Source organism: Candidatus Pelagibacter communis, from assembly GCF_001180185.1.
GTDB classification, from domain to species: Bacteria; Pseudomonadota; Alphaproteobacteria; order Pelagibacterales; family Pelagibacteraceae; genus Pelagibacter; species Pelagibacter ubique_F.
The window spans coordinates 60485-86473 of record NZ_CVSS01000051.1; the positions used below are offsets into that span (position 1 = coordinate 60485).

General features: G+C 26.3%; 29 protein-coding genes. 15 read left to right on the top strand and 14 right to left on the bottom strand.

What is annotated here, in order from left to right; all coding sequences use genetic code 11:
* The first annotated feature begins 20 nt into the window (after positions 1 to 20).
* The 5 genes from fabD to AMN95_RS04585 are packed head-to-tail and all read left to right on the top strand — an operon-like array spanning position 21 to position 2613.
* A complete protein-coding gene (gene fabD, locus AMN95_RS04570; protein ID WP_075522783.1) occupies positions 21 to 947 on the top strand; it encodes an ACP S-malonyltransferase in 927 nt (308 codons plus the stop codon).
* Positions 944 to 1678, top strand: a complete 735-nt coding sequence (gene fabG / locus AMN95_RS04575) for a 3-oxoacyl-[acyl-carrier-protein] reductase (protein ID WP_075522784.1) — start codon at positions 944 to 946, stop codon at positions 1676 to 1678. Before fabD ends, fabG begins: the two co-directional genes overlap by 4 nt.
* A gap of 50 nt (positions 1679 to 1728) precedes the next feature.
* Entirely contained in the window at positions 1729 to 1968 is a 240-nt protein-coding gene (locus tag AMN95_RS04580) for an acyl carrier protein (protein WP_075522785.1), read from the top strand.
* Positions 1969 to 1979: 11 nt separating this feature from the next.
* A complete protein-coding gene (locus tag AMN95_RS05740; RefSeq protein WP_256997950.1) occupies positions 1980 to 2216 on the top strand; it encodes a nucleoside/nucleotide kinase family protein in 237 nt (78 codons plus the stop codon).
* Complete coding sequence (locus tag AMN95_RS04585; protein WP_256997951.1) at positions 2179 to 2613, top strand: nucleoside/nucleotide kinase family protein; 435 nt, start codon at positions 2179 to 2181, stop codon at positions 2611 to 2613. Before AMN95_RS05740 ends, AMN95_RS04585 begins: the two co-directional genes overlap by 38 nt.
* Here AMN95_RS04585 and AMN95_RS05745 read toward each other — a convergent pair.
* From AMN95_RS05745 to AMN95_RS04615, 7 genes are all read right to left on the bottom strand, one after another.
* A complete protein-coding gene (locus AMN95_RS05745) occupies positions 2602 to 2763 on the bottom strand; it encodes a hypothetical protein (RefSeq protein ID WP_256997952.1) in 162 nt (53 codons plus the stop codon). The genes AMN95_RS04585 and AMN95_RS05745 overlap by 12 nt on opposite strands.
* A 67-nt stretch (positions 2764 to 2830) precedes the next feature.
* A complete protein-coding gene (gene rsmA, locus AMN95_RS04590; RefSeq protein WP_256997953.1) occupies positions 2831 to 3391 on the bottom strand; it encodes a 16S rRNA (adenine(1518)-N(6)/adenine(1519)-N(6))-dimethyltransferase RsmA in 561 nt (186 codons plus the stop codon).
* Positions 3388 to 4356, bottom strand: a complete 969-nt coding sequence (locus AMN95_RS04595; protein ID WP_075522786.1) for a 4-hydroxythreonine-4-phosphate dehydrogenase PdxA — start codon at positions 4354 to 4356, stop codon at positions 3388 to 3390. Before AMN95_RS04595 ends, rsmA begins: the two co-directional genes overlap by 4 nt.
* The gene (locus tag AMN95_RS04600) at positions 4346 to 5281 is read right to left on the bottom strand and encodes a peptidylprolyl isomerase (RefSeq protein ID WP_075522787.1); all 936 of its coding nucleotides are present in this window, start codon (positions 5279 to 5281) and stop codon (positions 4346 to 4348) included. The genes AMN95_RS04595 and AMN95_RS04600 overlap by 11 nt, the downstream gene beginning before the upstream one ends.
* Positions 5278 to 7656, bottom strand: a complete 2379-nt coding sequence (locus AMN95_RS04605; protein WP_143323768.1) for an LPS-assembly protein LptD — start codon at positions 7654 to 7656, stop codon at positions 5278 to 5280. Before AMN95_RS04605 ends, AMN95_RS04600 begins: the two co-directional genes overlap by 4 nt.
* Positions 7646 to 8725 carry an LptF/LptG family permease gene (locus AMN95_RS04610; protein WP_075522789.1) on the bottom strand — a complete coding sequence of 360 codons (1080 nt, stop codon included), beginning with the start codon at positions 8723 to 8725 and terminating at the stop codon, positions 7646 to 7648. Before AMN95_RS04610 ends, AMN95_RS04605 begins: the two co-directional genes overlap by 11 nt.
* Positions 8718 to 9827, bottom strand: coding sequence for an LptF/LptG family permease (locus AMN95_RS04615; protein ID WP_075522790.1), 1110 nt, complete (start codon positions 9825 to 9827; stop codon positions 8718 to 8720). Before AMN95_RS04615 ends, AMN95_RS04610 begins: the two co-directional genes overlap by 8 nt.
* Positions 9828 to 9886: 59 nt before the next feature.
* Here AMN95_RS04615 and AMN95_RS04620 point away from each other — a divergent pair, with 59 nt between their 5' ends.
* Both AMN95_RS04620 and ndk read left to right on the top strand, forming a co-directional pair.
* Complete coding sequence (locus tag AMN95_RS04620; protein WP_075522791.1) at positions 9887 to 11353, top strand: leucyl aminopeptidase; 1467 nt, start codon at positions 9887 to 9889, stop codon at positions 11351 to 11353.
* Positions 11346 to 11756, top strand: coding sequence for a nucleoside-diphosphate kinase (gene ndk / locus AMN95_RS04625; RefSeq protein WP_075522792.1), 411 nt, complete (start codon positions 11346 to 11348; stop codon positions 11754 to 11756). The genes AMN95_RS04620 and ndk overlap by 8 nt, the downstream gene beginning before the upstream one ends.
* On the opposite strand, the gene purN is transcribed toward ndk, so the two are convergent.
* Together purN and purM are read right to left on the bottom strand one after the other, a co-directional pair.
* A complete protein-coding gene (purN, locus tag AMN95_RS04630; protein WP_075522793.1) occupies positions 11746 to 12330 on the bottom strand; it encodes a phosphoribosylglycinamide formyltransferase in 585 nt (194 codons plus the stop codon). The two genes, ndk and purN, sit on opposite strands and share 11 nt — an antisense overlap.
* Positions 12305 to 13336: a phosphoribosylformylglycinamidine cyclo-ligase gene (purM, locus tag AMN95_RS04635; RefSeq protein WP_075522794.1), complete on the bottom strand. Its 1032-nt coding sequence runs from the start codon at positions 13334 to 13336 to the stop codon at positions 12305 to 12307. Before purM ends, purN begins: the two co-directional genes overlap by 26 nt.
* A 22-nt stretch (positions 13337 to 13358) precedes the next feature.
* Between purM and AMN95_RS04640 the strand changes: the two genes are divergently transcribed.
* From AMN95_RS04640 to aspS, 3 genes are read left to right on the top strand one after another with little or no spacing between them, the layout of a single operon-like run.
* On the top strand, positions 13359 to 14420 hold the full coding sequence (locus tag AMN95_RS04640) for a hypothetical protein (RefSeq protein ID WP_075522795.1): 1062 nt from the start codon (positions 13359 to 13361) through the stop codon (positions 14418 to 14420).
* A complete protein-coding gene (locus tag AMN95_RS04645; protein ID WP_256997954.1) occupies positions 14417 to 15079 on the top strand; it encodes a P-loop NTPase family protein in 663 nt (220 codons plus the stop codon). The genes AMN95_RS04640 and AMN95_RS04645 overlap by 4 nt, the downstream gene beginning before the upstream one ends.
* Positions 15080 to 16867 (top strand): aspartate--tRNA ligase, encoded by a 1788-nt coding sequence (gene aspS, locus AMN95_RS04650; RefSeq protein ID WP_075522797.1) that lies wholly within the window; start codon positions 15080 to 15082, stop codon positions 16865 to 16867.
* Here aspS and AMN95_RS04655 read toward each other — a convergent pair whose 3' ends face one another.
* The gene (locus AMN95_RS04655; RefSeq protein WP_075522798.1) at positions 16868 to 17686 is read right to left on the bottom strand and encodes a TSCPD domain-containing protein; all 819 of its coding nucleotides are present in this window, start codon (positions 17684 to 17686) and stop codon (positions 16868 to 16870) included.
* Between the two features lie 114 nt (positions 17687 to 17800).
* On the opposite strand from AMN95_RS04655, the gene AMN95_RS04660 reads away from it, so the two are divergent.
* Both AMN95_RS04660 and AMN95_RS04665 read left to right on the top strand, forming a co-directional pair.
* Positions 17801 to 18166: an NADH-ubiquinone oxidoreductase subunit NDUFA12 family protein gene (locus AMN95_RS04660; RefSeq protein ID WP_075522799.1), complete on the top strand. Its 366-nt coding sequence runs from the start codon at positions 17801 to 17803 to the stop codon at positions 18164 to 18166.
* Positions 18126 to 18527 (top strand): DUF2155 domain-containing protein, encoded by a 402-nt coding sequence (locus AMN95_RS04665; RefSeq protein WP_075522800.1) that lies wholly within the window; start codon positions 18126 to 18128, stop codon positions 18525 to 18527. The genes AMN95_RS04660 and AMN95_RS04665 overlap by 41 nt, the downstream gene beginning before the upstream one ends.
* On the opposite strand, the gene accC is transcribed toward AMN95_RS04665, so the two are convergent.
* The 3 genes from accC to aroQ are packed head-to-tail and all read right to left on the bottom strand — an operon-like array spanning position 18524 to position 20728.
* Complete coding sequence (accC, locus tag AMN95_RS04670; RefSeq protein ID WP_075522801.1) at positions 18524 to 19861, bottom strand: acetyl-CoA carboxylase biotin carboxylase subunit; 1338 nt, start codon at positions 19859 to 19861, stop codon at positions 18524 to 18526. The genes AMN95_RS04665 and accC overlap by 4 nt on opposite strands.
* Complete coding sequence (locus AMN95_RS04675; RefSeq protein WP_075522802.1) at positions 19861 to 20295, bottom strand: acetyl-CoA carboxylase biotin carboxyl carrier protein; 435 nt, start codon at positions 20293 to 20295, stop codon at positions 19861 to 19863. The genes accC and AMN95_RS04675 overlap by 1 nt, the downstream gene beginning before the upstream one ends.
* A complete protein-coding gene (gene aroQ, locus AMN95_RS04680; RefSeq protein WP_075522803.1) occupies positions 20285 to 20728 on the bottom strand; it encodes a type II 3-dehydroquinate dehydratase in 444 nt (147 codons plus the stop codon). The genes AMN95_RS04675 and aroQ overlap by 11 nt, the downstream gene beginning before the upstream one ends.
* Positions 20729 to 20744: 16 nt before the next feature.
* Between aroQ and thiS the strand changes: the two genes are divergently transcribed.
* Positions 20745 to 20963 carry a sulfur carrier protein ThiS gene (gene thiS / locus AMN95_RS04685; protein ID WP_075522804.1) on the top strand — a complete coding sequence of 73 codons (219 nt, stop codon included), beginning with the start codon at positions 20745 to 20747 and terminating at the stop codon, positions 20961 to 20963.
* Between the two features lies 1 nt (position 20964).
* Positions 20965 to 21738: a thiazole synthase gene (locus AMN95_RS04690; RefSeq protein WP_075522805.1), complete on the top strand. Its 774-nt coding sequence runs from the start codon at positions 20965 to 20967 to the stop codon at positions 21736 to 21738.
* On the opposite strand, the gene AMN95_RS04695 is transcribed toward AMN95_RS04690, so the two are convergent.
* Positions 21731 to 23560 carry an Rne/Rng family ribonuclease gene (locus AMN95_RS04695; RefSeq protein ID WP_075522806.1) on the bottom strand — a complete coding sequence of 610 codons (1830 nt, stop codon included), beginning with the start codon at positions 23558 to 23560 and terminating at the stop codon, positions 21731 to 21733. The two genes, AMN95_RS04690 and AMN95_RS04695, sit on opposite strands and share 8 nt — an antisense overlap.
* Positions 23561 to 23649: 89 nt before the next feature.
* Between AMN95_RS04695 and AMN95_RS04700 the strand changes: the two genes are divergently transcribed.
* Positions 23650 to 25989 (top strand): penicillin-binding protein 1A, encoded by a 2340-nt coding sequence (locus AMN95_RS04700; protein WP_075522807.1) that lies wholly within the window; start codon positions 23650 to 23652, stop codon positions 25987 to 25989.

Below are 25989 nucleotides of genomic sequence, written 5' to 3' on the forward strand. Positions count from 1 at the left end.
TAAAATTAAAAAAATTTTATATGTTTTCTGTAATTTTTCCTGGTCAAGGATCTCAAGTTGTAGGTATGGGAAAAGAGTTTTATGAGAAGTTCGAACTTGTAAAAAAATTATTTAAAGAAGCAGACAGCGCACTTGATGTCCCCTTATCTAAGATTATTTTAGAAGGACCAAAAGATGAATTAGATCTAACAGTAAATACACAACCTGCAATTTTTCTTATTAGTTATTCAATATTTCAAATAATAAGAAAGGAGTTCGATATTGATTTAAGTAAAGCAAAATTTTATGCAGGTCATTCCTTAGGAGAATATTCTGCAATTGCATGTGCTGGGTATTTAGATTTTCAAGAGACTATTAAAATTTTACAGGTAAGAGGAAATGCCATGCAAAACTCAGTTCCAAATGGCGAAGGAGGAATGTTGGCTGTGTTAGGAACAACTGTAAAAAATATAGAAAATATTTTAGAAGAAAACAAAGATAACTTTTATGCTGAAATTGCAAATGACAATTCTGAAGGACAGATTGTATTAAGTGGTAAAAATAAAGATTTAGTAAAAATGGGTCTTTTTTTAAAAGAAAATAAAATAAAAAATATAAAATTACCAGTTAGTGCTCCATTCCATTGCAGTATGATGAAAAATGCTACAAATATAATGAGAGAAGAACTGGGTCGATTAAAATTTAAAAAAGGTAGCAATCCCTTAATTTCTAATATAACAGCAAATGAAATATTTAATGCAGATGAATTAAAAGATTTATTGATTAAACAAATAGAAAACAGAGTTCGCTGGAGAGAGAGTGTTATAAATATGATTAATAAGGGAGTAAAACAATTTATCGAAATTGGTCCTGGAAAAGTTCTATCCGGTCTAATAAAAAGAATTAATAAAGAGGTAAATGTATGTTCAATTAATAATGAGGAGGAAATAAAAAATATTAAGATATGAATGATTTAAAAAATAAAAAGATTATAGTGACGGGTGCTTCAGGAGGGATAGGTAATTCAATTGTAGAGAAATTACATCAAGCGGGTGCGAATGTATTAGCATCAGGCACAAAAATTCAAAAACTTGAAGAATTAAAAAGTAAATATAAAAATTTGAAAATACTTAAATTTGATATTTCACAAAGTGAAAAGATTGAGGAATTTATCGAAAACTCTTTTACAGAATTAGATGGCCTAGATTGCTTAATAAATAACGCAGGTATTACTCAAGACAACTTAGCAATAAGAATGAATTTAGAAGAGTGGAAAAAAGTAATTGATATAAATTTAACATCAACTTTTTTAATGAGTAAATTTGCGATTAAGAAAATGATAAAAAATAAAAAAGGTAAAATTATAAATATTACATCAATTGTTGGTCACACAGGTAATTTAGGACAAGTCAATTACACTGCCTCAAAAGCAGGCATAGTTGCGATGTCAAAAAGTTTAGCGATAGAATACGCTAAAAAAAATATAAATATTAATTGTATTTCTCCAGGGTTCATTAAAACTGCCATGACAGACAAAATAGATGAAAAATTTAAAGATATTATAATTTCAAAAATACCCTCTGCTAGACTAGGTGAACCAGAGGATATTGCAAATGCAGTTCTTTTTTTGGCCTCTAATCAGTCAGATTATATTAATGGCGAAACATTACATGTTAATGGAGGCATGTATATGGCTTGACAATCTAAGTAATTAAACTAATAACGATTTTAAAACAATAAAGGATCAATATGTCAGAAGATGTTTCAAGCAAAGTTAAAAAAATAGTTGCAGACCATTTAGGAATTGATGAAGCAAAAGTCACAGAGGAATCAAGTTTTATAGATGATTTAGGTGCAGACAGTCTAGACACTGTAGAATTAGTAATGGCTTTTGAGGAGGAATTCGGTTCAGAAATTTCTGATAGTGAAGCAGAAAAAATTTTAACAGTAGGTGATGCTGTAAAATTTATTGAAAGTAAAGCCAATTAAAAGATTTCTCAATGCCCAATCAAAATGATGGGGTAATGGTTATTTTATCATCTCCTTCCGGAGCTGGTAAAACAACTTTAGTAAAACTCCTATCAAAACAGAATAATTTTGAGATCTCAATTTCTCATACCACTAGAAAACCCAGACCAGACGAAATTGAAAACAAAGATTATTATTTTGTTAATGATGATAAGTTTAAGAAACTTATTAATGAAAAAAGAATTTTTGGAATATGCAAAAGTTTTTAAAAATTTTTATGGAACAACAAAAACACCAGTTATAGAAAATTTAAGTAAAGGTAAAAATGTTTTGTTTGATATTGATTGGCAAGGAGCTAATCAAATTAGAAATCAGAAACTTAATTATAAATTAATAACATTTTTTATACTTCCACCTAGTAAAGAAATCCTATTCGAGAGATTATCTAACAGAGACATGAAAGACAAATTAATAGTAGAGGAAAGAATGAATCAATTTGAAAAAGATGTCTTGCATTGGGTCGATTACGATTATGTTGTAGTAAATGATAATTTAGAAAAATGCCATGCCAAAATTTTAAGTCTTATAGAGGCAGAAATTAATAAAGGAATAAAAAATTATGATATTGAATATATCAAAAATCACATAAAAAAACTAACCTCTTAAATTTTCATATTCTGAAGTAAGATTATAATAGGTGTCAAAATCTAAGTTTTGTGGTCTTAAATTTAGGTTGATATTAAGTTTTTTTGCCGTCTCTAAATTTTTGTTAAACAATTGATTATAAGTATTTTTAATCATTTTTCTTCTATGCATAAAAAAATTTCTAGTAATTTTTTCAAGATTTTTGGAATTTTTTTATTTTTATAAAGTTTTTTTTGGTTCAAAAAAGTAAAAGACTGCTATCAATTTTAGGTTTAGGAAAAAAACTTGAGGGTTTTATGTCACATATTTTTTTAACCTTTAATTTCCAATTAGATATTATTGATAAACGTCCATAATTTTTTGTGTTAAAATCAGAAATAATTCTATCAGCAACTTCTTTTTGAAACATTAGAATAAGATTATCAAACCAAAATTTATTACTATCTAAATTTAAAATCCATTTACATAAAATTTCAGTTGAAATGTTATATGGTAAGTTTCCATAAACAGTAAGTATTTTTTTACTAAGTAAATTTTCATTTAAATTTAAAATATCTTGATTTATGACTTCAATTGAGTCTTTAAATTTTTCTCTTAACATGGAAGCTAATTGATTATCTTTTTCAATTACTAATAATTTGTTTGGATTTTCCTTAAGCAATGCTGATGTTAAATTTCCTGTTCCTGGACCGATCTCTAAAAGGTTTCTATCTTTTATCTCAATGATATTAATAATTTTATTAATTATATTTGGATCAATTAAAAAATTTTGACCTAGACTTTTTTTTGCTTTTATCACTTTTTATCTAAAAATTCTAAAGCTTTAATAAGACTAAGAGGATTTGATTTATTTTTTCCAATCATCTTAATATTAGGACCATGATCAGGAGAAACTCTCAAAAAGGGTAAGCCCATAGTTATATTAAAAGCATCATACTCAAATAAAGTTTTGATTGGTGTTAGCACTTGATCATGATACATGCCCAAAATAATATCAAATTTTTTTCTGTTTGATTTTAAAAATATAGTATCAGCTGAAAACGGTCCTTTAACATTGAAGTTCTTTTTAGATGCTCTTTTGATAGCAGATAATACAATTTCATTATCTTCGTTAAATTTTAGTATACTCTCACAGTGAGGATTTAGGCCTGTAACACCTATTTTTGGTTTGAATTTTAAATTTTTTTTATAAAAGTTATCTATAATAGTTATTTTTTCTAGAATTAATTTTTTAGTAATTCTATGACTTACCAATTTAATGGGTAAATGAGTTGTAATAGGGCAAACTGATAATTTTTTATTGTAAATAAGCATCCCAGTTTTTTTCTTATTGAAATAATCTGAGATATACTCTGTTACACCTAAATATTTTTTGTTGAAAAATAAACTTTTATTGATGGGACCATTTAAAAATTTGTAGCTAAACTTATTTTTTAAAAGCTTAAAGGCTGTATTAAAAGAGGTTTTTACATATTTTCTTTTAGATTCCTCTAATTTTTTTTTATTAGAAAAATTTCTAAAGTTAATATTTATTAAATTTATTTCTTTATTACTAATCTTGTAATCTTTTATTTTTTCAAAATTTAAGATTCTCAATTTTTTCTTGAATTTAAATCTTTTTGCCTCTTTCTTAAAAACACCAATGTTACAAATCAAAATAATAGGGCTTCTAAATTTATTTTTCTTTATAGATTTAAAAAAAATTTCAAAGAAGACACTATTTGGGTCTCCTGGAACAATTAATACTGGATTATTATTTTTCATCAATTTTGTAGTTCATTTTTATCTTATCAAAGTAAATTCGAGAAAATTGATTAAGTTGATTATTTGTCTCATTTTTAATTAATTCCGCGAGTAATCGCTTTTTATCTATCTTAGTCTCATTAATTCTAATTTGGTCTATTTTCAGAATTAAAAAATTATTACCTAGTGTAATCACATCGGAATATTCATTTTCTTTTAGATTTTCAAGCTTAGAAGATATTAATTTTGATAAGCTATCTTGTTTTATCCAACCTAATTTACCTCCAAGTTTTGAGCTATCTGATATACTATAAATGCTAGCAGTATTATTAAAGCCAATTTCATTTATACTTTCTTTAATTTGCTTAATCAAATTTTCTAATGGCTCATTTTTTTTTTTTGTAAAAATTATTTCAGATAATAAAAATTCTTTTTGCTTTTCACTTTTTTTATTATTAACTTTACTAATTAATTCTGTCTTATTTATTTTAAGTTGATTATTATACCGGGCATAGATAAATTCGTTCCAGAATAACTCAATCTTAATTTTTTTTTTTATTTGTTCTATTGAATAATTATTATTTTTTTTAAGTTCACTATTAAATTGATCCTCATTTTCAAAGCCTAAACTTTTATACAAATTTTCTAATTGTTTTTGTGTGTAAGGATTGTTGCTATTAACATCAATAACTTTTTTAAGTTCTTTAGTTTTTATAATTTCAGTTACAAGAGATTTTTTTGCAAGTTCTAAAATTTTTTCATCATCTAATTTTGAAATATTAGGATTTAATATTTTGAGGTATTTACTCTCTTTTAATAAGTCGAAATTTGTTATTATTTCGTTATTTATTTTAGCTACGATAAATATTTGAGCATTTGATATGTAAGTAAAAAAAAATAAAATAAATATCTGAAATATTAAAATTTTAATTTTTTTTTTTATCATTTTAAATTTGGACTATTAGTTTCACCAAATGGAATTATCGTTAATCTTAGAAATATACTTTCATCAGGCTTAATGTCCCTATCACTATAATAATCTTTATTATATTCAATAGAAGCTGATAAGCAGTCATTATTATATTGATACATTAAGTTATAATATTCTGTTATGTCTTCAGTTTTATTTTCTCTTGTAGAAAATGATAGACTATTTGATGAATCGATAGTGTATTTTAATGTATTAGTAAGATAAGAATTTTTATTTAAATCGTTGTTATCATTTAGATAATCAAAAGTAGTTATAAGTTTATTGTTACCAATTTCTAAAGATAAATTTTCGTAGTTGATGTCTGCAAAATTATTTTTAATTGATGTTGTGTATTTTGTGTTCAAAAATTCATTAGGATTAAAAATGATTTCACTAAAAATATTTGATGTTTTTTGACCTATTTGATTATTTAAGGGAAGATCATCGTTTTCATCTAATCTAAAATTATTTGCTAATTTAAGATTGATTATTTCCCTAGATACATTTTTATCAAATATCGAATACTCTCCGCCATATGCAAAAGATAAACCACCCTCAATTGTGTCATCATCAGCAATCCTATTCATAGAATATACGTTATTAATATCAATTCTCACGTCTTTATTTCTTTCATCTTTAGTGTGTGAGGGTGCTAAATTAAAAGTAAGTTTTGGTTTTAAAATTTTTTGGTGACTTTGGTTTTCTTTTATCAATGGAAATGAAGAATTATATTGAAACATTCCAGAAAGATAAATGTTTTGGTCTTCTTTATATTTAGAGGAGTTTTTACTGTCAGTAATTGAATTTCTTATAAGTAACTTATAGTCATTGTAAAAACCTGTTTTAGAAATTATTGGAAACGAGTTAAATACCAAATCATTAATATTCTTTTTTTCTAAAACATTCGTATTATAATTTCTGATGAGACCCTGTGATTTGAAAGAAAAATCTCCATTTAAATTTGTGTTATTATTAAATTTTTTATAAAGACTTACTTTTGGCAGAATAAATTCATATCTATCATTTGTATTTTTATTAAGATTTTCATAAACTGTAGTTTCAAAATTGATTGATAGATTATTTGAATATAAGTCTAAACCTAAAGAGTTTTCTAAAATATCTTTATCTGGAATAATTTCGGACCTTAGTTTATTTGATTTAAGATAGGTGTCATTTGAAGTTTTTTGCATTTTAAAATTAAATTTTCCGTTATCAAAATTTTCAAGATTTAAGTCTTTCACATAATTATAAAAAACATGGTTTTTTGAGTCTTTATCTTTTTCAGCAAAAATACTAAAATCTAAATTGTGTTTTGTATTTAAGTTAACTTCTCTGTATTCAGTTTGAAGTAAAAATTTGTCATCCATATAAATTCTAGGAGAAAAAGTAGCATCTCTATTTTCTGCAATCGCTAAAAAGTAAGGAACGTTGAGATAATTTGTTGAGGAGGATGAATTTTTAATTGTGGGGATTAAAAATCCAGATCTTCTTTTTACCGTTGGATCTGGATGAAAAAATTTTGGGAAATACATTACCGGTTTATCATAAAGACGTAATATAGCATTATCATAAAATATAGTTTGTTTTTTTTTATCATGTTTAATATTTTCCGCTGACATTTGCCATGGTGGACAACCATCTCTTTTTTTACAAGTTGTAAAAACACCTTTTGTTATTTCTGTTATGTTGTTATCACTCCCAAAACTGTTTCCTTTTAATCTCGGCTCATTCTCTTTATTAAAAGATTTATTATTTAAACTGATATCAACATCTTTACCAAACATTTTATTAGAGCGAGTGTTTATAAAAGCAATTGAAGTTTTAACTTGATTGCCATCTTTATCAATAGATATTAAGTTTGTTACTTTTAATAAGTTTTTGTCTAATTCGTAAATTATACTGTCAACAATATGTTGATTTTGAAGTTTATCATAAATTACAGTTTTTACATCTGATTTAATTTGATTTTTTTTTTTATCATAGAATATTTCATCAGTTTGAATTTTAAAATTTCTATCATCAAAAAAAATGATTACATTTCCTTTTGTATATATTGTAGAATCTTTTGATTTAAAAACTCCTTCATCAAAATTCATTTCCAAATTTCTAGATTTAATTATTGCTTTACTATTTCCGTAAGTTTTTAAAATTTTTAACTCTTTTGTAAATTCAAATTTATCTGCTTCTATTTCCATATCATCATCTGTGGAGATAGCTTTTCCGTCATATGCTTTAATTAAGTTTCCATTTTCAAATATTTCTAAACTCTTAGTTTCAAACTTATATGTTTGGGCTAGAAGTGATGAATTAAAGAAAAATAATACTATAGAAATTATTAAACTATTTTTCATTGACATTTATTAACCCTATAATTGAAATTATTGAAACAATAAAAAGAGGAAAAAATATTGATAAAATAATTGGTATCTTTCCTGTATTTCCTAGAGAGTTAAAGATAAAATTCATGTAATAAATCATAACAGACATAAATATCCCAATAACAATATGAAATATGAGAGATTTGTCTCGTGTAAAATGGAACATTATTATAGCTGAAAGGATTGTTAATACCCCATAGAACAGTGGTGTAGTAAAGAGTTTGAGTAAATGTATTGTAATCTCATCAGATGAGTATCCAAGATTTTCAAACTCTTTTTTTAAATCAAAAAGTCTTATCAAGTCTAATGTAGTAACATTTGAGAATAGATTATTAATTTTATCTTCATCAAAATTTGTTTCAAGAACGATAAATTCATCACTTTTTTCATTAATATTTTCTTTTGTAATCGTCGGATTATATATTATCCAAATTTTTTCTTTAATATCAATTTTGTTTGATTGAATAGTTCTTCTTAAATCAAAATTAGAATTAAATTCATTAATTATTACTTTTGATAAAAAGTTTTTATCTACATAAGCAGATTTGATAATTAAAATACTGTCATTAATTTCATCTTTTATCCATAACCCACTCTCATTTACCATGGCCAAATATTTGTTATCATCTGATAAGCCGTTTTTAATATTGGAATATTGAAATTTTAGTTTTGACGCCACATTGTAATAAACCAAAACGTTAAATACACCTATGAATATCGACAAAAAAAATAAAATTCTTATGATTTTAAGATTATCCAATCCATTCTTTTTTAATAGATTTAATTCTTCTTTTTTAAATAACTCATAAATTAAAAATTGGACAGTTAATAAAAAAATGAATGGAAATATTTCAAATAAAGTAATTGGAGCATTAAGCAATGTTAAAAAAAAAGGATAAAGAATATTGTTTTCTAAATTTTTGAAAAAAGAAATTTCCTCTAAAATTCCAAGAATCATACTTAATGAAAAAAAAATTATACTTATATTGATAAACTTAAATAAAAATTTTTTTATTAAATATTTTTGATATATCCTAAACATATTTCACCATTTTATAAAAAAATGAGTAAGCAAAAATAAATATAACCCAAGGTATTAATAAGTATATTAAGAATGAGTAGCTTGATATTGCAGAATATCGTAATGATGCTTCAGAAATGATTAATAGAAAAAATGTTAAAACGAATATCAAATTTTTTACTTTATTATACTGAATGTCATTTTTTGAAAATATAATTAAAAAAGAGCAAAGAATTGTAATTACTGGAATATAAATTGGTTTATAAAATCTTTTAAGTAACTCTTGAATAATCTCTTTTTTTAAATTTTCACCACATTTAAATGATTCATATATATTTTTACCAGCATCAAAATTAAAGATACAACTTAATAATTTAATTGAACTTATTTCTTGAACCTTAGGTACTATAATTGTTGTAGTAGTATAGTCCTGAAGATTAAAATCTATTTGATTAAAGTCAAATATGTTAATTTTGGAATTTTCATTATTAATCATTCTACCATCTAAAAGCTTAAATATTTTTTGTTTTTCATTTTCAATTAAAATTCCACTTTTAGCATATATCATTTTTGAATTATTTTTTGTTGAGTCATCAAGAAAAATATCTGAATAGGAGCCATCCTCATTTTTTTTATCAATGAATATTGTAAGCCCTTTCATCACATTGATAAATTTCCTTTCTTTTATGAGTGAAGTAAAAAAATCAATGTTGGATTCTTTAAGATAATTTCGAGCTTTAAATTGAGAATTGGGTGATATATATGAACCTAAAATTATTTGAAAAATCATCAAAGTAATTGAAAAAATTATTACTTTATTAATGAAATTAATTTTACCAATCCCATTAATCCAAAAAATATTTAGCTCATTTTTAAGTTCATAACTTATAATTGTATAAAATATTGAGATAAAAAATATAAAAGGGAGTATTCGGTGTAGTATTTTAGGTAAGTTAAGAATAGTATAAAAAAAATATACTTTCAGGCCATGTCCATCTTCTGTAACAAAGTCAAAATAATTTACAGCTTGAAGAGTCCATACAATTATCCCCATTAATAGGAGAGAACTTATAAAAAACTTCGAAGTATCCCAAATGAACTTTCTAAATATTAATTTTTTCATTGAAAATCTAATTTAACTTAATATATACCAATCATCTAATAATCAAATTAAGTAAAATTATGGCATTAAATCTAAGTTACATAAGTAAAAAAACTACAGGTGATCTGGTAATATTTTACACAGAAAAGTATAAATTAATCGAACTTAATTATTATTTTAAAAATCAGGAGATAGATTATATAAATCAGATAATAAATTCAAAATCGATAAGAGCAAACAACAAAAAACTATCAATTTTTAATCTTAACCCCTCCCAAAGAATTGTTATTGTCCCTGTAAAACCGGGTCAAACTTCTTTTGAAAACGAAAAAAGTGGAGCAAAATTTTATGAATTTTTGAAATCTAATTTTGTTTTTTCAATCAGCATTTTAGATAAAAACGCAAAATTTTTTTCTAAGAAAAATAAATTTTTTTTAAATGAATTTCTACATGGATTACAGTTAAAGTCATATGAATTTAATAAATATAAGACTAAGGATGAAAGTAAAAATATTAATATTAATATTCCAATTAAGATGAAATCTAATATTAAAAAGATTAATTCAAAATTCAATGCAATACTTAATGGAACAAATTTAACTAAAGATTTAGTTTCAGAACCTGGCAATATTCTTCATCCAGATGAATATGCAAAAAGAATTATGCAATTAAGAAAATTTGGTTTGAAAGTTACTATTTTGAATAAAAATAAATTGAAAAAAATGGGAATGAACGCATTATTGGGTGTTGGCCAAGGAAGTATTAGAGGATCTTACCTAGTAATAATAGAGTGGCGCGGTTCTAGTAAAAATAACAAACCCCTTGCTTTTGTAGGAAAAGGAGTTTGTTTTGATACTGGTGGCATATCTTTAAAACCAGCTAAATTTATGGAGGATATGACTTACGACATGGCTGGCTCCGCAGTTGTTGTTGGATTAATGAAAAATTTAGCTTTAAGAAAAGCAAAAATAAATGCAGTTGGAGTAGTAGGATTGGTTGAAAATATGCCTGATGGAAATGCACAAAGACCAGGTGACATTGTAAGATCTTATAGTGGAAAAACTATAGAAGTTTTAAATACAGATGCTGAAGGAAGGCTAGTTTTAGCGGACGCACTCACTTATACAGAAGAAAAATTCAAACCAAAATTTATTATTGATTTAGCAACATTAACAGGAGCAATTATAGTTGCATTAGGCTCAGAATATGCAGGTTTATTTAGTAATGACGATAAATTATCAAATCAGATTTATAATTCAGGTATCAAAGTTGACGAGAAAGTTTGGAGAATGCCACTTAATAAGAGTTATGATAAATTAATTAATTCAAAAAAAGCAGACATGCAAAACATTAATTATGTTGGAGGAGCAGGATCTACAACAGCAGCACAATTTTTACAAAGGTTTATAATAAATAAAACACCATGGGCACATCTTGATATTGCTGGGATGGCTTTTTCAAAATACGGTGGAGCTTTGAACTCAGGTGGTGCCACAGGTTTTGGAGTAAGATTATTAAACCAACTTATTGAGGATAATTATGAATAATTTAGAACAAACACTGTCTATTATTAAACCTGATGCAGTTGAGAGAAATCTTGAATCAGAAATTAAGTCAATGTTTATAAAAAATAATTTTAAAATTATAAAAGAAAAAAAAATTCAAATTGAAAAATCTGAGGCTGAAAAGTTTTATAAAGTCCATGAAACAAAACCGTTTTATAATGATTTATGTTCCTATCTTTCATCTGGTCCCATAATTGTTATGATATTAGAGAAAGAAAACGCAGTCATTGCTAACAGAGAATTAATGGGTTCAACTAATCCAAAGGAAGCAAAAGAGGGGACTATTCGAAAAATATATGGAATCTCAATTGATAAAAACTCTGTACATGGTTCAGATAGCTTAGAAAATGCACAAATAGAGATAGATTTTTTTTTTAAAGTCTAGCTATTATTTTTTTAAGAGCTTTTGGGTACAAAAGATGTTCTTGTTTAAGAATTCTTTTAGCAAGTTTTTCAGGATTATCATTTTTTAGTATAGGAACCTTTTTTTGAAGGATAATCTTTCCAGCATCAAGTTTTGAATTGACAAAATGAACAGTGCAACCAGAAAACTTTTCTTTATTTTCCAACACTTTTTGGTGTGTATTTAAACCTTTATATTTTGGTAATAATGATGGATGAATATTGATTATTTTTCCTTTAAATTTTTTTATAAAATTTTTTGTTAAAATTTTCATAAAGCCTGCAAGACAAATCAAATCTATATAATTTTTTATCAATTCATCATTAATATGTTTTTCAGCATTCAAAATATTATTATAATTAATCGACTTTTTTTTTATTTTAAATTTTCTTGCATACTGGAGACCTTTAGCTTTTGAGTTACTAGAAATGACTAGTTTAATTATAAATTGAGAGTCTTTTTTAAGTGAATGCTTAATTAAATTCTTAAGATTACTTCCATTCCCAGAAATAAAAACTGCAACTTTTGTTTTAGTAATTCCAATTAATTTTCCCATTTAACTTAATTCTATTCTGACTTTTAATAATCTTTCCAATTAAATAAGGTTTAAATTCTTTAGAAAAAAATTTATTTATCTTATTAATATTTTTAGGATTAATTATTATACAAAAACCCACTCCACAATTAAACGTTTTTAACATTTCAGTATCTGATATTTTGTTATTTTTTAACCAATTAAATATCTTTAAGGGTTTTATTTCATCCAAATTTATATTAGCACATAGGTTATCAGGTATTATCCTTTTAATATTATCAGCTATTCCTCCACCTGTAATATTTGCACAACCATTTATTAAGTTTTTATTTGTAAGATTTAAAATTTCTTTTACATAAATTTTTGTTGGTTTAATAAGTTCTTTTTTTAAAAAATTGTTTTTAATCAATTTTATTTTTTTTTTCTTAATTACATGTCTTATTAAAGAGTAGCCGTTAGAATGAATCCCTGAGGAAGGTATAGCAAATATTAAGTCTCCTTTTTTAATTTTGTTTTTATTTAAAATTTTTTTCTCATCAACTATGCCTACTGAAAAACCTGCAATATCGAATTTTCCTTTTTCGTAAGTTCCAGGCATTTCAGCTGTCTCACCACCAACAAGTTGGCATTTAGCGATATTACAACCTTTCATTATTCCTTTTATAATGGCTTTAACTTTTTTTAATTCAATTTTATTAATTGAAATGTAGTCGAGAAACAAAATGGGCTTTGCTCCTTGAACTATTAAGTCGTTTACACTCATGGCAACTAAGTCTATGCCTATAGTATCAAATTTATTTAAAAAGTTTGCTATTTCAACTTTAGTTCCTACTCCGTCTGTGCAAGCAACTATTTTTGGGTTTTTAAACCCTTTTGGAATGCTTGAAATAGACCCAAATCCACCAATATTATTAAACTTTTTGTTGCCTTTTTTTTTTGATGAAATGCTAGATATGAAATTAACAAATCTATCTGCTGTTCTAATGTTGACCCCACTTTTTTTATAGGTAAAGAGTTTTTTATTCATTACAATATTGTTTAAAATAACTATGCATTGTCAAAAACTCTTATATATATTTTTTTTGGTTCTAGCTCTAAATTTATCTTTTTTTTCCACAAAAAAAGTAAATGCAAAAGTTTTTTATATAGATCAAGTAGAAATTTCAGAAAAATTAGTAAATAACTTTAACAAAGACATTCTTATTAACAAAGGATTTGAAAAAGCATTTAAGGATTTAATGACTATGATGGTTAAATCTAAAGATTTATCAAAAGCTATTGATGTAAGTTTAAATGAAATTAAAAGTATGATAGAAACTTTTACAATAAAAAAAGAAAATTTCATTAATAATACTTATAATTTAAATTTAGGAGTATCTTTTAATAAAAAAAAAATCTTTAATTATTTAAGCTCAAAAAATATATTTCCTGCGCAAATTATTAAAGAAAAATTTTTTTTTATACCAGTTATTATAGATCAATCTACAACAGATCTATTGATTTTTTCAAATAACCCAATTTATGAATATTGGAAAAAAAATGATAAAAAAGATTATTTAATTGAATATATATTACCAACAGAAGACTTAGAGGATATTAATTTAATTAAAAAAGAATATCTCAATCTAGAAAATTACGATTTTCAAGATATTATTAAAAAATATTTTCTAGACCATTCTATCATTGCCTTATTTTTTAAAGATGAAAATCAAGTGAAAATTTTGTCAAAAATTAATATTAAAGGGAATACATTTATTAAAAGTGATTCATTTTCAGAAATTGATTTAAAAAATATTGATAACTTAAATTTATTAATCGGTGATTTAAAAATTATTTACGAAGATTTTTGGAAAGATAATAATTTGATTAATTCATCCATTAAGCTTCCATTATTTATACAAGTTAAAAATAATAATTTTGATTTTATTTCTAAATTTGAAGAAACTTTAAATACAATTGATCTGATAAATAGTTATTCTATAAGTAGATTTAATAAAGATTATATTTTTTACGAAATAATTTTCAATGGAACGACCAAAAACTTTATCAATATAATGGAAGACAATGATTATAAATTTAATACACAGAAAAAAACTTGGATTTTAGAATGAAAAATTTAAATCAATTGATTATAAAATTTGATTATGAGCAAAATTTTAAAGATGATGATTTTTATATTTCAGACAGCAATAAGCATATTTTTAATTTATTAAACAGTTGGCCAAAATGGGAAAAGAACTTTTTAAATATTATAGGTGAAAAGTTTTCAGGTAAAACACATCTCGTAAATATATTTATCAAAAGATACAAAGGTATTAAACTTGATGCAAATTTATTGAAAGCAGATGATTTAAAAATGATTAAAATCCATGAAAATATAATTTTAGAGAATATAAGTGAAGATATTGATGAAAAATTGATTTACAGTTTATTTAATATTATTGATATTGATAATAAGTATATTATTGTAACTTCACGTAAGCCTATTGTGGATTTAAATTTTTCATTATTAGATTTAAGATCTAGAACAAAAAATTTTCTTTTGCAAACTATTGAAAAACCCGATGATGAGTTGATGTTTGCTTTAATTTTAAAAAATTTATCTGACCGTCAAATATCCATAGATAAGAAACTTATAGAATTTATTATTAAAAGAATAGATAGATCGTATGACAAAATATTTGATTTCATATATAAAGTTGACGAATTAAGTTTAAAAAAGAAAAAACCAATAGATTTTAAAATTATAAAAGAGGTTTTAGGAGAGTAATTGAGTAAAAAATATAGAACACATAATTGCGGTGAGCTTAATATAAAACATGTTGGAAAGGATGTATTACTTTCTGGTTGGATAAATAAAAAAAGAGATCATGGAAACTTATTATTTATAGATCTAAGAGACAATTATGGAATTACACAGTGTATTATAGATAAAGAAAACTCAAAATTTAATGAACTAGAAAAAACTCCATTAGAAACCGTAATAAGAATTGAGGGAAAGGTAGTAAATAGGTCAGAGGATACAATTAACAAAGAAATAAAAACTGGTGAAATTGAAATTGGAATTCAAAAATTTAATGTTTTAGGCACTTGTAAAGAATTACCCTTACCAGTATTTACAGACCAAGAATATGCTGAAGATATAAGACTCAAATATAGATTTTTAGATTTAAGAAGAAAAAAAATTCATGAAAATATTATTTTAAGGTCAAAAGTAATATCATTTATAAGAAATCAAATGCATGAATTAGGTTTTTTAGAATTTCAGACACCTATTCTAACATCTTCTAGTCCAGAGGGTGCTAGAGATTTTTTAGTTCCAAGTAGATTAAATCCTGGTAAATTTTATGCGCTTCCTCAAGCTCCACAGCAATTTAAACAATTAATTATGGTCTCAGGATTTGATAAGTATTTTCAAATCGCCCCTTGTTTTAGGGATGAAGATGCTAGAGCTGACCGAAGTCCTGGTGAATTTTATCAATTAGATTTAGAAATGTCATTTGTAGAGCAAGAGGATGTATTTAATGTGGTTGAAACATTGTTGATAAATACTTTTAAAGAATTCTCAAAGAAAAAATTACTTTTTAATAATTTTCCTAAAATTTCTTATAAAGAAGCTATGCTCAAATATGGATCTGATAAACCAGATCTTAGAAATCCTCTACTCATCAATGACATCACAGAAATTTTTTTAAGAGAAGATGTTTCTTTTGAAATTTTTAAAAGACTTGTAAAGAAAGGATCAATGGTAAGATGTATTGTAACCAAAAAAACTAAAGACAAGCCTAGAAGTTTTTTTGACAACATTGATAAATGGGCAAAAAATCAGGGAGCATCTGGATTAGCATATTTTACGTTAGAAAAAGATAAAGAAGTTTCAGGAAAAGGACCAATTGGAAAATTTTTTTCTAAAGAGTCTTTAGAGCAAATTATGAGTTTAACAGGAGCTGAAATAGGCGATAGTATATTTTTAGCTTGCTCAAATAAAAAAGATCTTGAGAGAATAACATCTCTTGCGAGAGAAAAAATTGCAAAAGACTTAGATTTGATTGATGATGATACTTTTGCTTTTTGCTGGGTTATAGATTATCCAATGTTTGAAATAAACGATGTAACTAATAAAATTGAATTTAGCCATAATCCTTTTTCTATGCCTCAGGGTAGTTTAGATAATATTAATTTTGAAAAACCCTTAGAAATATTAGCCTATCAGTACGACATAGTTTGTAATGGAATTGAATTATCATCAGGGGCTATAAGAAATCATATACCAGAACTAATGTATAAACTTTTCTCCATAGCGGGATACTCAAAAAATGATGTAAACCAAAAATTTAGTGGGATGATTAATGCCTTAAGTTATGGAGCACCTCCCCATGGTGGTATAGCACCTGGTATTGATAGGATAGTAATGTTACTCGCAAATGAGAAAAATATTAGAGAAGTAACAATGTTTCCTATGAATCAAAATGCTCAAGATTTGATGATGAATGCACCTTCAGATATAAATGATAAACAGTTAAAAGAATTAAACTTAAGCCTTAGATCTAAAAAATAATTATTTTTTCCCTTTGAGGTTTATTTTTACATCAGACAAATCAACAAGATTTTTTTTATAATTGTTTCTCACAAATCCTTTGCTGGTTATATCTTTTACTATTTTAAGTAATTGATTTTGATCATCTGAATTTTGTTCTATATTATTAATATCTGACCCGCCTATTGATGGGGTATGAGCTAAATCTTCTCTATTTAGATATGAAATTGCCAATTCTCTAAAAATATAATCTAGAATTGATGTGGCGCTAAGAATTCTATCATTCCCAACTACTTTACCAGAAGGTTCAAATTTGGTACCTATGAATGCACTAATATATTCGTCCAAAGGTACCCCATATTGCAAACCTAATGATACTGCTATTGCAAAATTATTCATCAACGCTTTGACTAATTCTCCTTCTTTGCTTGTATCAATAAATATTTCTCCAATTTTACCATCTTCATACTCTCCTGTATGTAAATAAACTTTATGATCACCAATAGTTGCTTTTTGTATGTAGCCTTTTCTTCTATCTGGCATACTAAATCTTTTACCAGACTTATCAGAGTTATATAAATTTTGAGTAAAAGTTTTTTGAAAAGCATCTTTTTTTAAAGTCTCATTAGATGCAACTATATCAATTTTTTTATCAACTACTTTTTTTTCATTAGCATCTAAATTTTTTGTTTTTCTGTTATCCAACTTAACATCTAGAATTTCAAATTTTCCATCATCTCTTTTTTCTAAGTTCTTTAGTTCTTTGTCGTTTATTTCATCAAGATAATGATTAACTTTGAATGTACACGTGTAATAAGTTTCAACTAAATATTTTGCCATTTTACTCCAATTTTAAAATTTTATTTTGATTTAAGAATCAATTAATTTATATACAAATCCATATTTTAGTCTAATTTAATTTATACAATTTAAAATTGAATAAAAAAAAAATTAATGTTGACACTTTTTAAAAAAATATTCACTTGGTGGAATCGGGACACTTTCGGAACTAGGTTAAAAACTATTTTTTTTGGGAAATTTGTAGGTTCAGACTCTTTTGGAAATAAATATTATGAGAGTAGAAATGGAAAAAGATGGGTGATATATTCTGATGAAATTGATGCGACTAAAATTCCTGTAGAATGGTATTCTTGGATGCATTTCACACCAAACAAAATTGAAAAAAAACATAATCTTGATAAATATCAGTGGCAAAAACCTCATCAATCAAATTTAACAGGTACTCAAAAAGCTTATTATCCAAATAAAGATAAAGAAAATGTTATTGATAAGAAATATAAAAGTTGGAAGTCTAAGTAAGTTAATTTTTATTATCAGTATTCTTATATCTGATGTTTCTTATGCACAGACACAAAGCATGATGATTGGAACAAAAACTGATATTAAAATTTTAGATAAAATTAGTTCAAAAAATGAGTTAATTAATTTAAATAATACTGATGAATATATATACAAAGATTTAGCAATAAAAAGCATGAAATGTACAAACTCTGAATTTGATGATAATCCAGAAATTAAGGCATATATTCAAGTCAGAGATCTCACCAGAAATGATAATGATAAAGTTTATGTGTTTAATGGCTGGATGTTTTCTTCAAGTCCTTCGATAGCACCTTTTGATCATCCTGTGTATGATATATGGTTAGTAGATTGTTATTAAATTATTTTTTCTTTATCGAGCCAGCTGACATTAAAATCAGAGTCTAGAAATCTTTTGTGGCTTAGTAGTTTTTTGTGTAATGGTATAGTTGTAGTTATACCCTCTATAACAAATTCATCTAATGATCTATTCATTCTTTGAATGGCTTCTTGTCTATTCCTTCCATGACATATAAGTTTACATACCATGCTGTCATAATATGGTGTAACTTTATATCCTTGAAAAATTGCACCATCAACTCTAGTTCTAAACCCTGAAGGCTGGTGACACATTCCTATAGTGCCAGGAGAGGGTTGAAAATTTTTACTGGGATCTTCAGCATTTATTCTACACTCTATTGCATGACCCCTTGGATTTATATCTGATTGTTTTAAAGCAGTTTCACCAGTATATGCTATCCATATTTGTTCTTTAATAATGTCAATACCGGTTACCATTTCAGACACTGGATGTTCAACTTGAACTCTCGTATTCATTTCAAGAAAATAAAACTTACCATCTTCAAAAATAAACTCTACAGTTCCAGCTCCTTCATATCCAATTTTACTTACCATTTTTACAGTTTTTTCAAAAAGATCATTTCTAATTTCGTCATTTAAAACTGGACTTGGGGTTTCTTCAATTAATTTTTGATGTCTTCTTTGTACTGAGCAATCTCTTTCATGTAAATGAACAGTTCTATTTTTTCCAGCTAATACTTGAACTTCAATATGTCTTGGATTTTGAAAAAATTTTTCTAAATAAATTTCATCATTTCCAAAATATTTTTGAGCTTCTGATTTCGCAGTTGAAAATAAAGTTTCAAAATCTTCTTCTTTTTGAACTATCTTCATTCCTTTTCCACCCCCTCCAGCAGATGCTTTTATCAAAACTGGAAAGCCTATTTTTTTACATAATTTTTTTGCCTCTATTATATTTTTAACTCCTCCCTCAGATCCCTCAATTATAGGTAAGCCATTTTCTTGGGCAATTTTTTTTGCCTGTATCTTATCACCCATCATCTCGATCAACTTTGAGGAAGCACCAATAAACTTTATATTATTTTCCTCAAGTATTTTAGCAAAGCTCGAATTTTCTGACAAAAAACCATAACCTGGATGAACAGCTTCGGCATTTGTAATTTCTATTGCTGACATCAAAGCCGGTATATTCAAATAGCTATTCGCTGGTTGATGAGAACCTATACAAACACTTTCATCTGCCATTCTTACATGCATACTGTCTCTGTCTACATCTGAATGAACTGCTACAGTAGAAATGCCCCATTCCTTACAGGCTCGAATTACTCTAACTGCAATTTCCCCGCGGTTTGCGATTAGAATCTTTTTAAACATTATTCTAAGATTAAAATTGTTTGTCCAAACTCTACTGGCTGACCATCATTTACACAAACTTCTTTTACTATGCCATCAGCTGTAGAAGGAACATGATTCATAGTTTTCATTGCCTCGACAATCATTACTGTATCACCTTTTTTAATTTTTTTTCCTACTTCCACAAATTTTTTTGCTCCAGGCTCAGGTGCGTGATATGCTGTACCTATTATTGGAGAAGTGATCTCTATTCCTGAGGATGTTTTACTTATTTTTTTTGTATTATCATTTAAGTTTGCTGCATTTTGAGTAATAGGTGTTGTCTGGTTATTTATTGAAACATTATTTTTTGAAACTTTAATTTTAGTATCTTTCTCAGTGAATTCTATTTCTGTGAGTTTGAATTCATCAAGATATTCACTAAGTTGTTTTATTAATGTTTTATCAATTTTCATTTTTAAGCATCTTGTCCAATGAAATTATGGCTAAAATATATCCTTCAGGACCTAAACCAAATATTCCTCCACTTACAATACTACTGATCAAGGATTTATGCCTAAATTCCTCTCTCTTATATATATTGGATATATGTAATTCAATAATTGGCTTTTTAAATACATCCAAGGCATCTCTAATTGCTACTGATGTATGGGTAAAGCCAGCAGCATTAATAATTATTCCGTCATAGTTTTTTCTAGCCTCTTGAATTTTAGTAACAATTTCACCTTCTATATTGGATTGAAAAAATTCAATATGAATTTTTAAATCATCACCTTTCTTAAGACATTTTTCTTTCAATTCTTCAAATGTCACAGATCCATATTGTGATTGTTCTCTTTCACCTAATAGATTAAGATTAGGTCCATTAATAATAATAATATTATTCATTCAGCATTTATATACGATGAAGAAATTAAAAAAAATAAAAATTAGAGTTAACGGAAAAATAAAGATAATAATTGATAAATTAACCTTATATCAATTATTGAATGATTTAAATATACCTATAACAAAAGTAGCAATAGAATTAAATAAGGAAATAGTAAATAAAAAAAAATTAAAAAAAATGAAATTAAAAAATAAAGATATTATTGAAATCGTTCATTTTATAGGTGGAGGATAAGATGAGCAAAGATAAGTTAATAGTTGCAAATAAAAAATTTAGTTCCAGATTGATTGTTGGTACAGGCAAATACCAAAATATGACTGAGTGCGCTAAAGCAATTAAAATCTCAGGTGCAGATATTGTAACAGTAGCAGTTAGAAGGGTAAATATCTCTGATAAAAATAAACCTTTGTTAATGGATTATGTTGATCCAAAAAAGATAACATATTTACCAAATACTGCTGGATGTTTTACTTCCAAGGATGCTCTCAGAACTCTTAGGTTAGCTAGAGAAATTGGAGGGTGGAGGTTGGTAAAATTGGAAGTTTTAGGAGACAAAAAAAATCTTTTTCCAGATATGATTGAAACATTAAAGTCTACAGAAGTTTTGTCTAAAGAGGGATTTAAAGTAATGGTTTATTGTAATGATGATCCGTTAATGGCAAAAAGATTAGAAAACGCTGGAGCATCAGCAATTATGCCTTTAGCTGCTCCTATTGGTTCAGGATTAGGAATTCTGAACGAAACAAATATTAAGATTATAAGAAATCAAACTAAATTACCTTTAATAATTGATGCGGGACTCGGACAAGCATCCGATGCAACTGTTGCTATGGAACTTGGATGTGACGGTGTACTAGTAAATACGGCGATAGCTAAAGCAAAAAAACCATTTATGATGGCAGAAGCATTTAAAAATGCAGTAATATCTGGAAGACAATCTTTTCTATCTGGAAGAATTGATAAAACTTTAATGGGAAAACCTTCTTCACCAACAAAAGGAATTATCTAGTTTTTTTATAATATTTTTTTTTGAAATTTTTTTTCTTGATAAATTTTTTTTTAACTTTTAAATTAACCTCTTGAGCAGTAATCTTTTTTTGATCTAGATTTTTAAGTTCTTCGTGGTTTTCAACAATTTCAATAGTTTTCTTAGATTTATTTTTTAGAATAATTATGTATTCGGGGATTATGAGAGTATTGTCAGTAATAATATCAATTTTCATTTTATTTTTTTTTTCTAAGTAAGTTAAGTCATCAACAAAATTTTCTTTTAAAAAATCAGAAATTTTTTTACAAACTCTAAGTTCAACAAATTTGGCTTTATTTAATACAGATTTTAGTTCTACTATTTTTAAAAGTTTCTGAGCAAAAGACTCATCTGTTAATTCTACTTTCCATTTTACAGCACTTTCTCTTAGTCTTTGTCTTGACATTTCAAGTAATCCAAAATTACTTATTCTACCAATTTGAATTCTTGCTCTATCTGATCTGCACTTTTCTTTTAATCGTCTTTCGACCATTCTACGATTTCCGTAACTTAACATATCAATAAAATCTATTATAATTAATCCAGATAAATCTCTTATCTTTATTTGTCTTGCAATTTCTTCAGCTGCTTCAAGATTTGTATCTAGTGCGGTGTTTTCAACGTTTTTTTGTTTGATTGAACTCCCAGAATTTATATCAATGGACACAAGAGCTTCTGTTGGATTAACAACTAAATATCCACCAGAATTTAGTTTTATTTCTGAGTCAAATATTTGATTCAATTTTTGTTCAATTTTTTCCTCAATAAATAAAGGTATCTTTCCTCTATATTTTTTAATTTTTTTTACGTGTGAAGGCATCATCATTTTCATAAAATTTTGGGCTTTTTTATATCCTTCATTACCTTCTACAATAATATTTTTTGTATTTTCATCATACATATCTCTTAATGTTCTTTTGATAATTTCACTCTCTTGATGAATGAGAGAGGGGGCAATGGAATTTAAAGCAATATTTTTTATTTGATTCCAGGTACTCTTTAATGTTTCTAAATCCTGGCTGATTTCATTTTTGGTTTTATTACTTCCAGCTGTTCTAACAATTAAACCCATTCCTTTTGGAATTTCAATATCATTAAGAATAACTCTAATTTTTTTTCTGTCTGCGGGATTAAATATTTTTCTAGAAATACCACCTCCTTTGGGTGTATTAGGCATTAATACTATATATTTACCAGCAATTGATATAAATGTACTTAAAGCTGCACCTTTTTGACCTCTCTCATCTTTAATTACTTGCACCAATATCACTTGATTAGGTTTAATTACCTCCTGGATTTTATATCGTTTAAATTTAAAAGGTTTTCTATTTTCTTTTTCTTTTTCTTCTAAGGTTGGACTAGTATTATTTAAATCACTTTCAGCGGTATTATCGTGTGAAGTATTTTCTTTTTCATCATCACTTTTATCTACCTCTAGAGGATCATCAATTTCTAGTTTACCTTCAGCTAAATTTTTTTCTTCCTTAGCTTCAACTTCCTTTGAAAGTTCCTCTCTAGCTTTTTCTTCCTCTTGTTTAATAATCTCTAGATCACTTTGAGGTATTTGATAATAATCAGATTGAATATCGTTAAATGACAAAAAACCATGTCTTTCTCGACCAAAATCTATAAATGCTGCTTGAAGAGACGGTTCAATCCTACTTACTTTTCCCAAGTAAATATTATTTTTAATTAAATTGTTTTTTAAGCCTTCGTATTCGTAGTCTTCAATATTGTTTTCAGACTTAAGTACAACTCTAGTTTCATTTGGATGCGAAGCATCAATATATAAATTTTTTTCCATAATGTTTGATTAATTTGACTCATATTTTTTAAAATTTTGTATCTATAATGCCTTATCTTTAACAAATTCCGCTATATAATGGAATTAAAATGAATAAGTTTTTAAAAAATATTTTGTTAAGTATTTTAGGAATTATTTCAGTTTCATCTGTTGTAATTTTGATAGTTTTATGGACATTTTCTAACAGTATTCCTGATTATAGATTTTTAAAAAATTACAAACCTCCAGTTTCAAGTAAAATGTATTCTGGAAATGGCGAATTAGTTGCAGATTTTTCGAAGGAGAAGAGAATTTTTGTTCCTTACGAAGCCATACCTAAAAATGTCATAAATTCCTTTTTATCAGCTGAGGATAAGAATTTTTTTTCTCACCCAGGAGTTGATGCAAAAGGTGTGATGAGAGCTATAATTAATAATATTCAAAATGTTATGAGTTCAAAACGTCTTGAAGGGGCATCAACTATTACTCAACAAGTAGCAAAAAACTTCTTATTAACAAATGAAGTTAGTATCAATAGAAAAATAAAAGAGGCTATATTAGCTTTTAGAATTGAAAGAGCTCTATCGAAAGAGAGAATTCTAGAATTATACCTTAATCAAATTTATTTAGGAAGTGGTGCATATGGGGTTGCTGCTGCAAGTTTGGAATATTTTGATAAGTCAATTAAAGAATTAAATTATAACGAGGCAGCATTGCTTGCAGCATTACCCAAAGCACCTAGCAAATATAATCCATATAGAAATAAAGATCTTGCAAAATTTAGGAGAGATCTTGTTTTAAAAAATTTGTTTGAAAATGATTTTATAAATAATAATGATTACAAAGTTTTTAAAAATAAACCCATTAAACTTAAAAAAGTTAAAAAGGTTTATTTAGAGGACTCTCAATATTACATCGAGGATGTTAGAAAAAATATAATTGATAAACTTTCTTATGAAAAAGTATATAATCAAGGATATAACATAAATACTCCAATAAATTTAAAGTTACAAAAAATAGCAACTGAAGCATTAAGAAACGGTTTGATTGCTTATGATAGAAGAAAAGGTTGGCGGGGACCAATAGCAAATGTTAAATATTCAAAAAATTGGTTTAAAAAATTTGAAAAGGATTTTAATTTAGAAAAATCTATAGGCTGGGAAATTGCAATTGTAAAAGAGATAAATCAATTTAACTCTATTATTGAAACTCAAAATTATTCAAGTGGTATAATAGAATATAAAAACGTTTCTTGGGCTAAAAAAGAATTTAAAGAATTACTTAAAGAAGGTGACATTATATATGTTAAGAAAATAGTTAAAAACTTTTATAGCCTTCAGCAATTACCAAGAATAAATGGTGGAATAGTAGCAATGGACCCATTTACGGGTAGGGTGCTTGCTTTGAGTGGGGGATTTAGTTTTAAAAAGAGTGAATTTAATAGAGCTTCACAAGCTTTAAGACAACCAGGCTCTGCTTTTAAACCTTTTGTTTATGCATTAGCATTGGAAAATAAATATACACCCTCATCATTAGTTTTGGACGCACCTTTAGTTCTAGATCAAGGTGTAGATTTAAAAAAATGGAAGCCTGAAAATTATGGCAAAAAGTTTTATGGCCCTTCAACTTTAAGAGTAGGATTGGAAAAATCAAGAAATTTAATGACAGTAAGAATAGCCCAAAATTTGGGGGTAGATAAAATTGCAAGTTTTTCAGAAAAAATGAATATCTATCAAAAACCAGAGGAGCTTTTGTCTATTTCGCTTGGTTCAGCTGAAACCACTTTACTGAATCTTACCTCTGCCTATTGTTCTTTTATTAATGGGGGAAAGTTAATTAAATCTATTTTAATTGATAGAATTCAAGATGGAGAAGGCAATACAATCATAAATAATGAAAATAGAAAATGTGTCGATTGTGATAGAATATCTTTTACTGGGAAAGAATTTCCAAAGATTGACGATAATTATCAACAAGTTATTTCACCTCAAACTGCTTATCAAGTGTCATCAATTTTGCAGGGTGTTATTCAAAGAGGAACAGGAAAAAAATTGAGAAAGCTTGGATTAAACCTTGCAGGCAAAACTGGCACTACAAATGAAAATACTGACGCATGGTTTGTTGGATATACATCTAATTTAGTGATTGGTGTTTACGTTGGCATGGACAATCCTAAACCACTAGGTAAATTTGAAACTGGATCAAAAGCAGCATTACCAATTTTTGAGGAATTTGTGAAAAAAGCCATAAAAAAATCTGATGCAAGACCATTTAAAGTGCCCGATGATATTACTCTGATGGTTGTAGATCCCAATACTGGTAATAAAGCTAAATTTAGCTCAAAAAATACTATAATTGAGTCATATAAAAGCAAAAATATACATGATGGAAAAATCTTATATTCAAATAACAATAGATTAGATACAAATAATATATTAAGGTTCTATTAA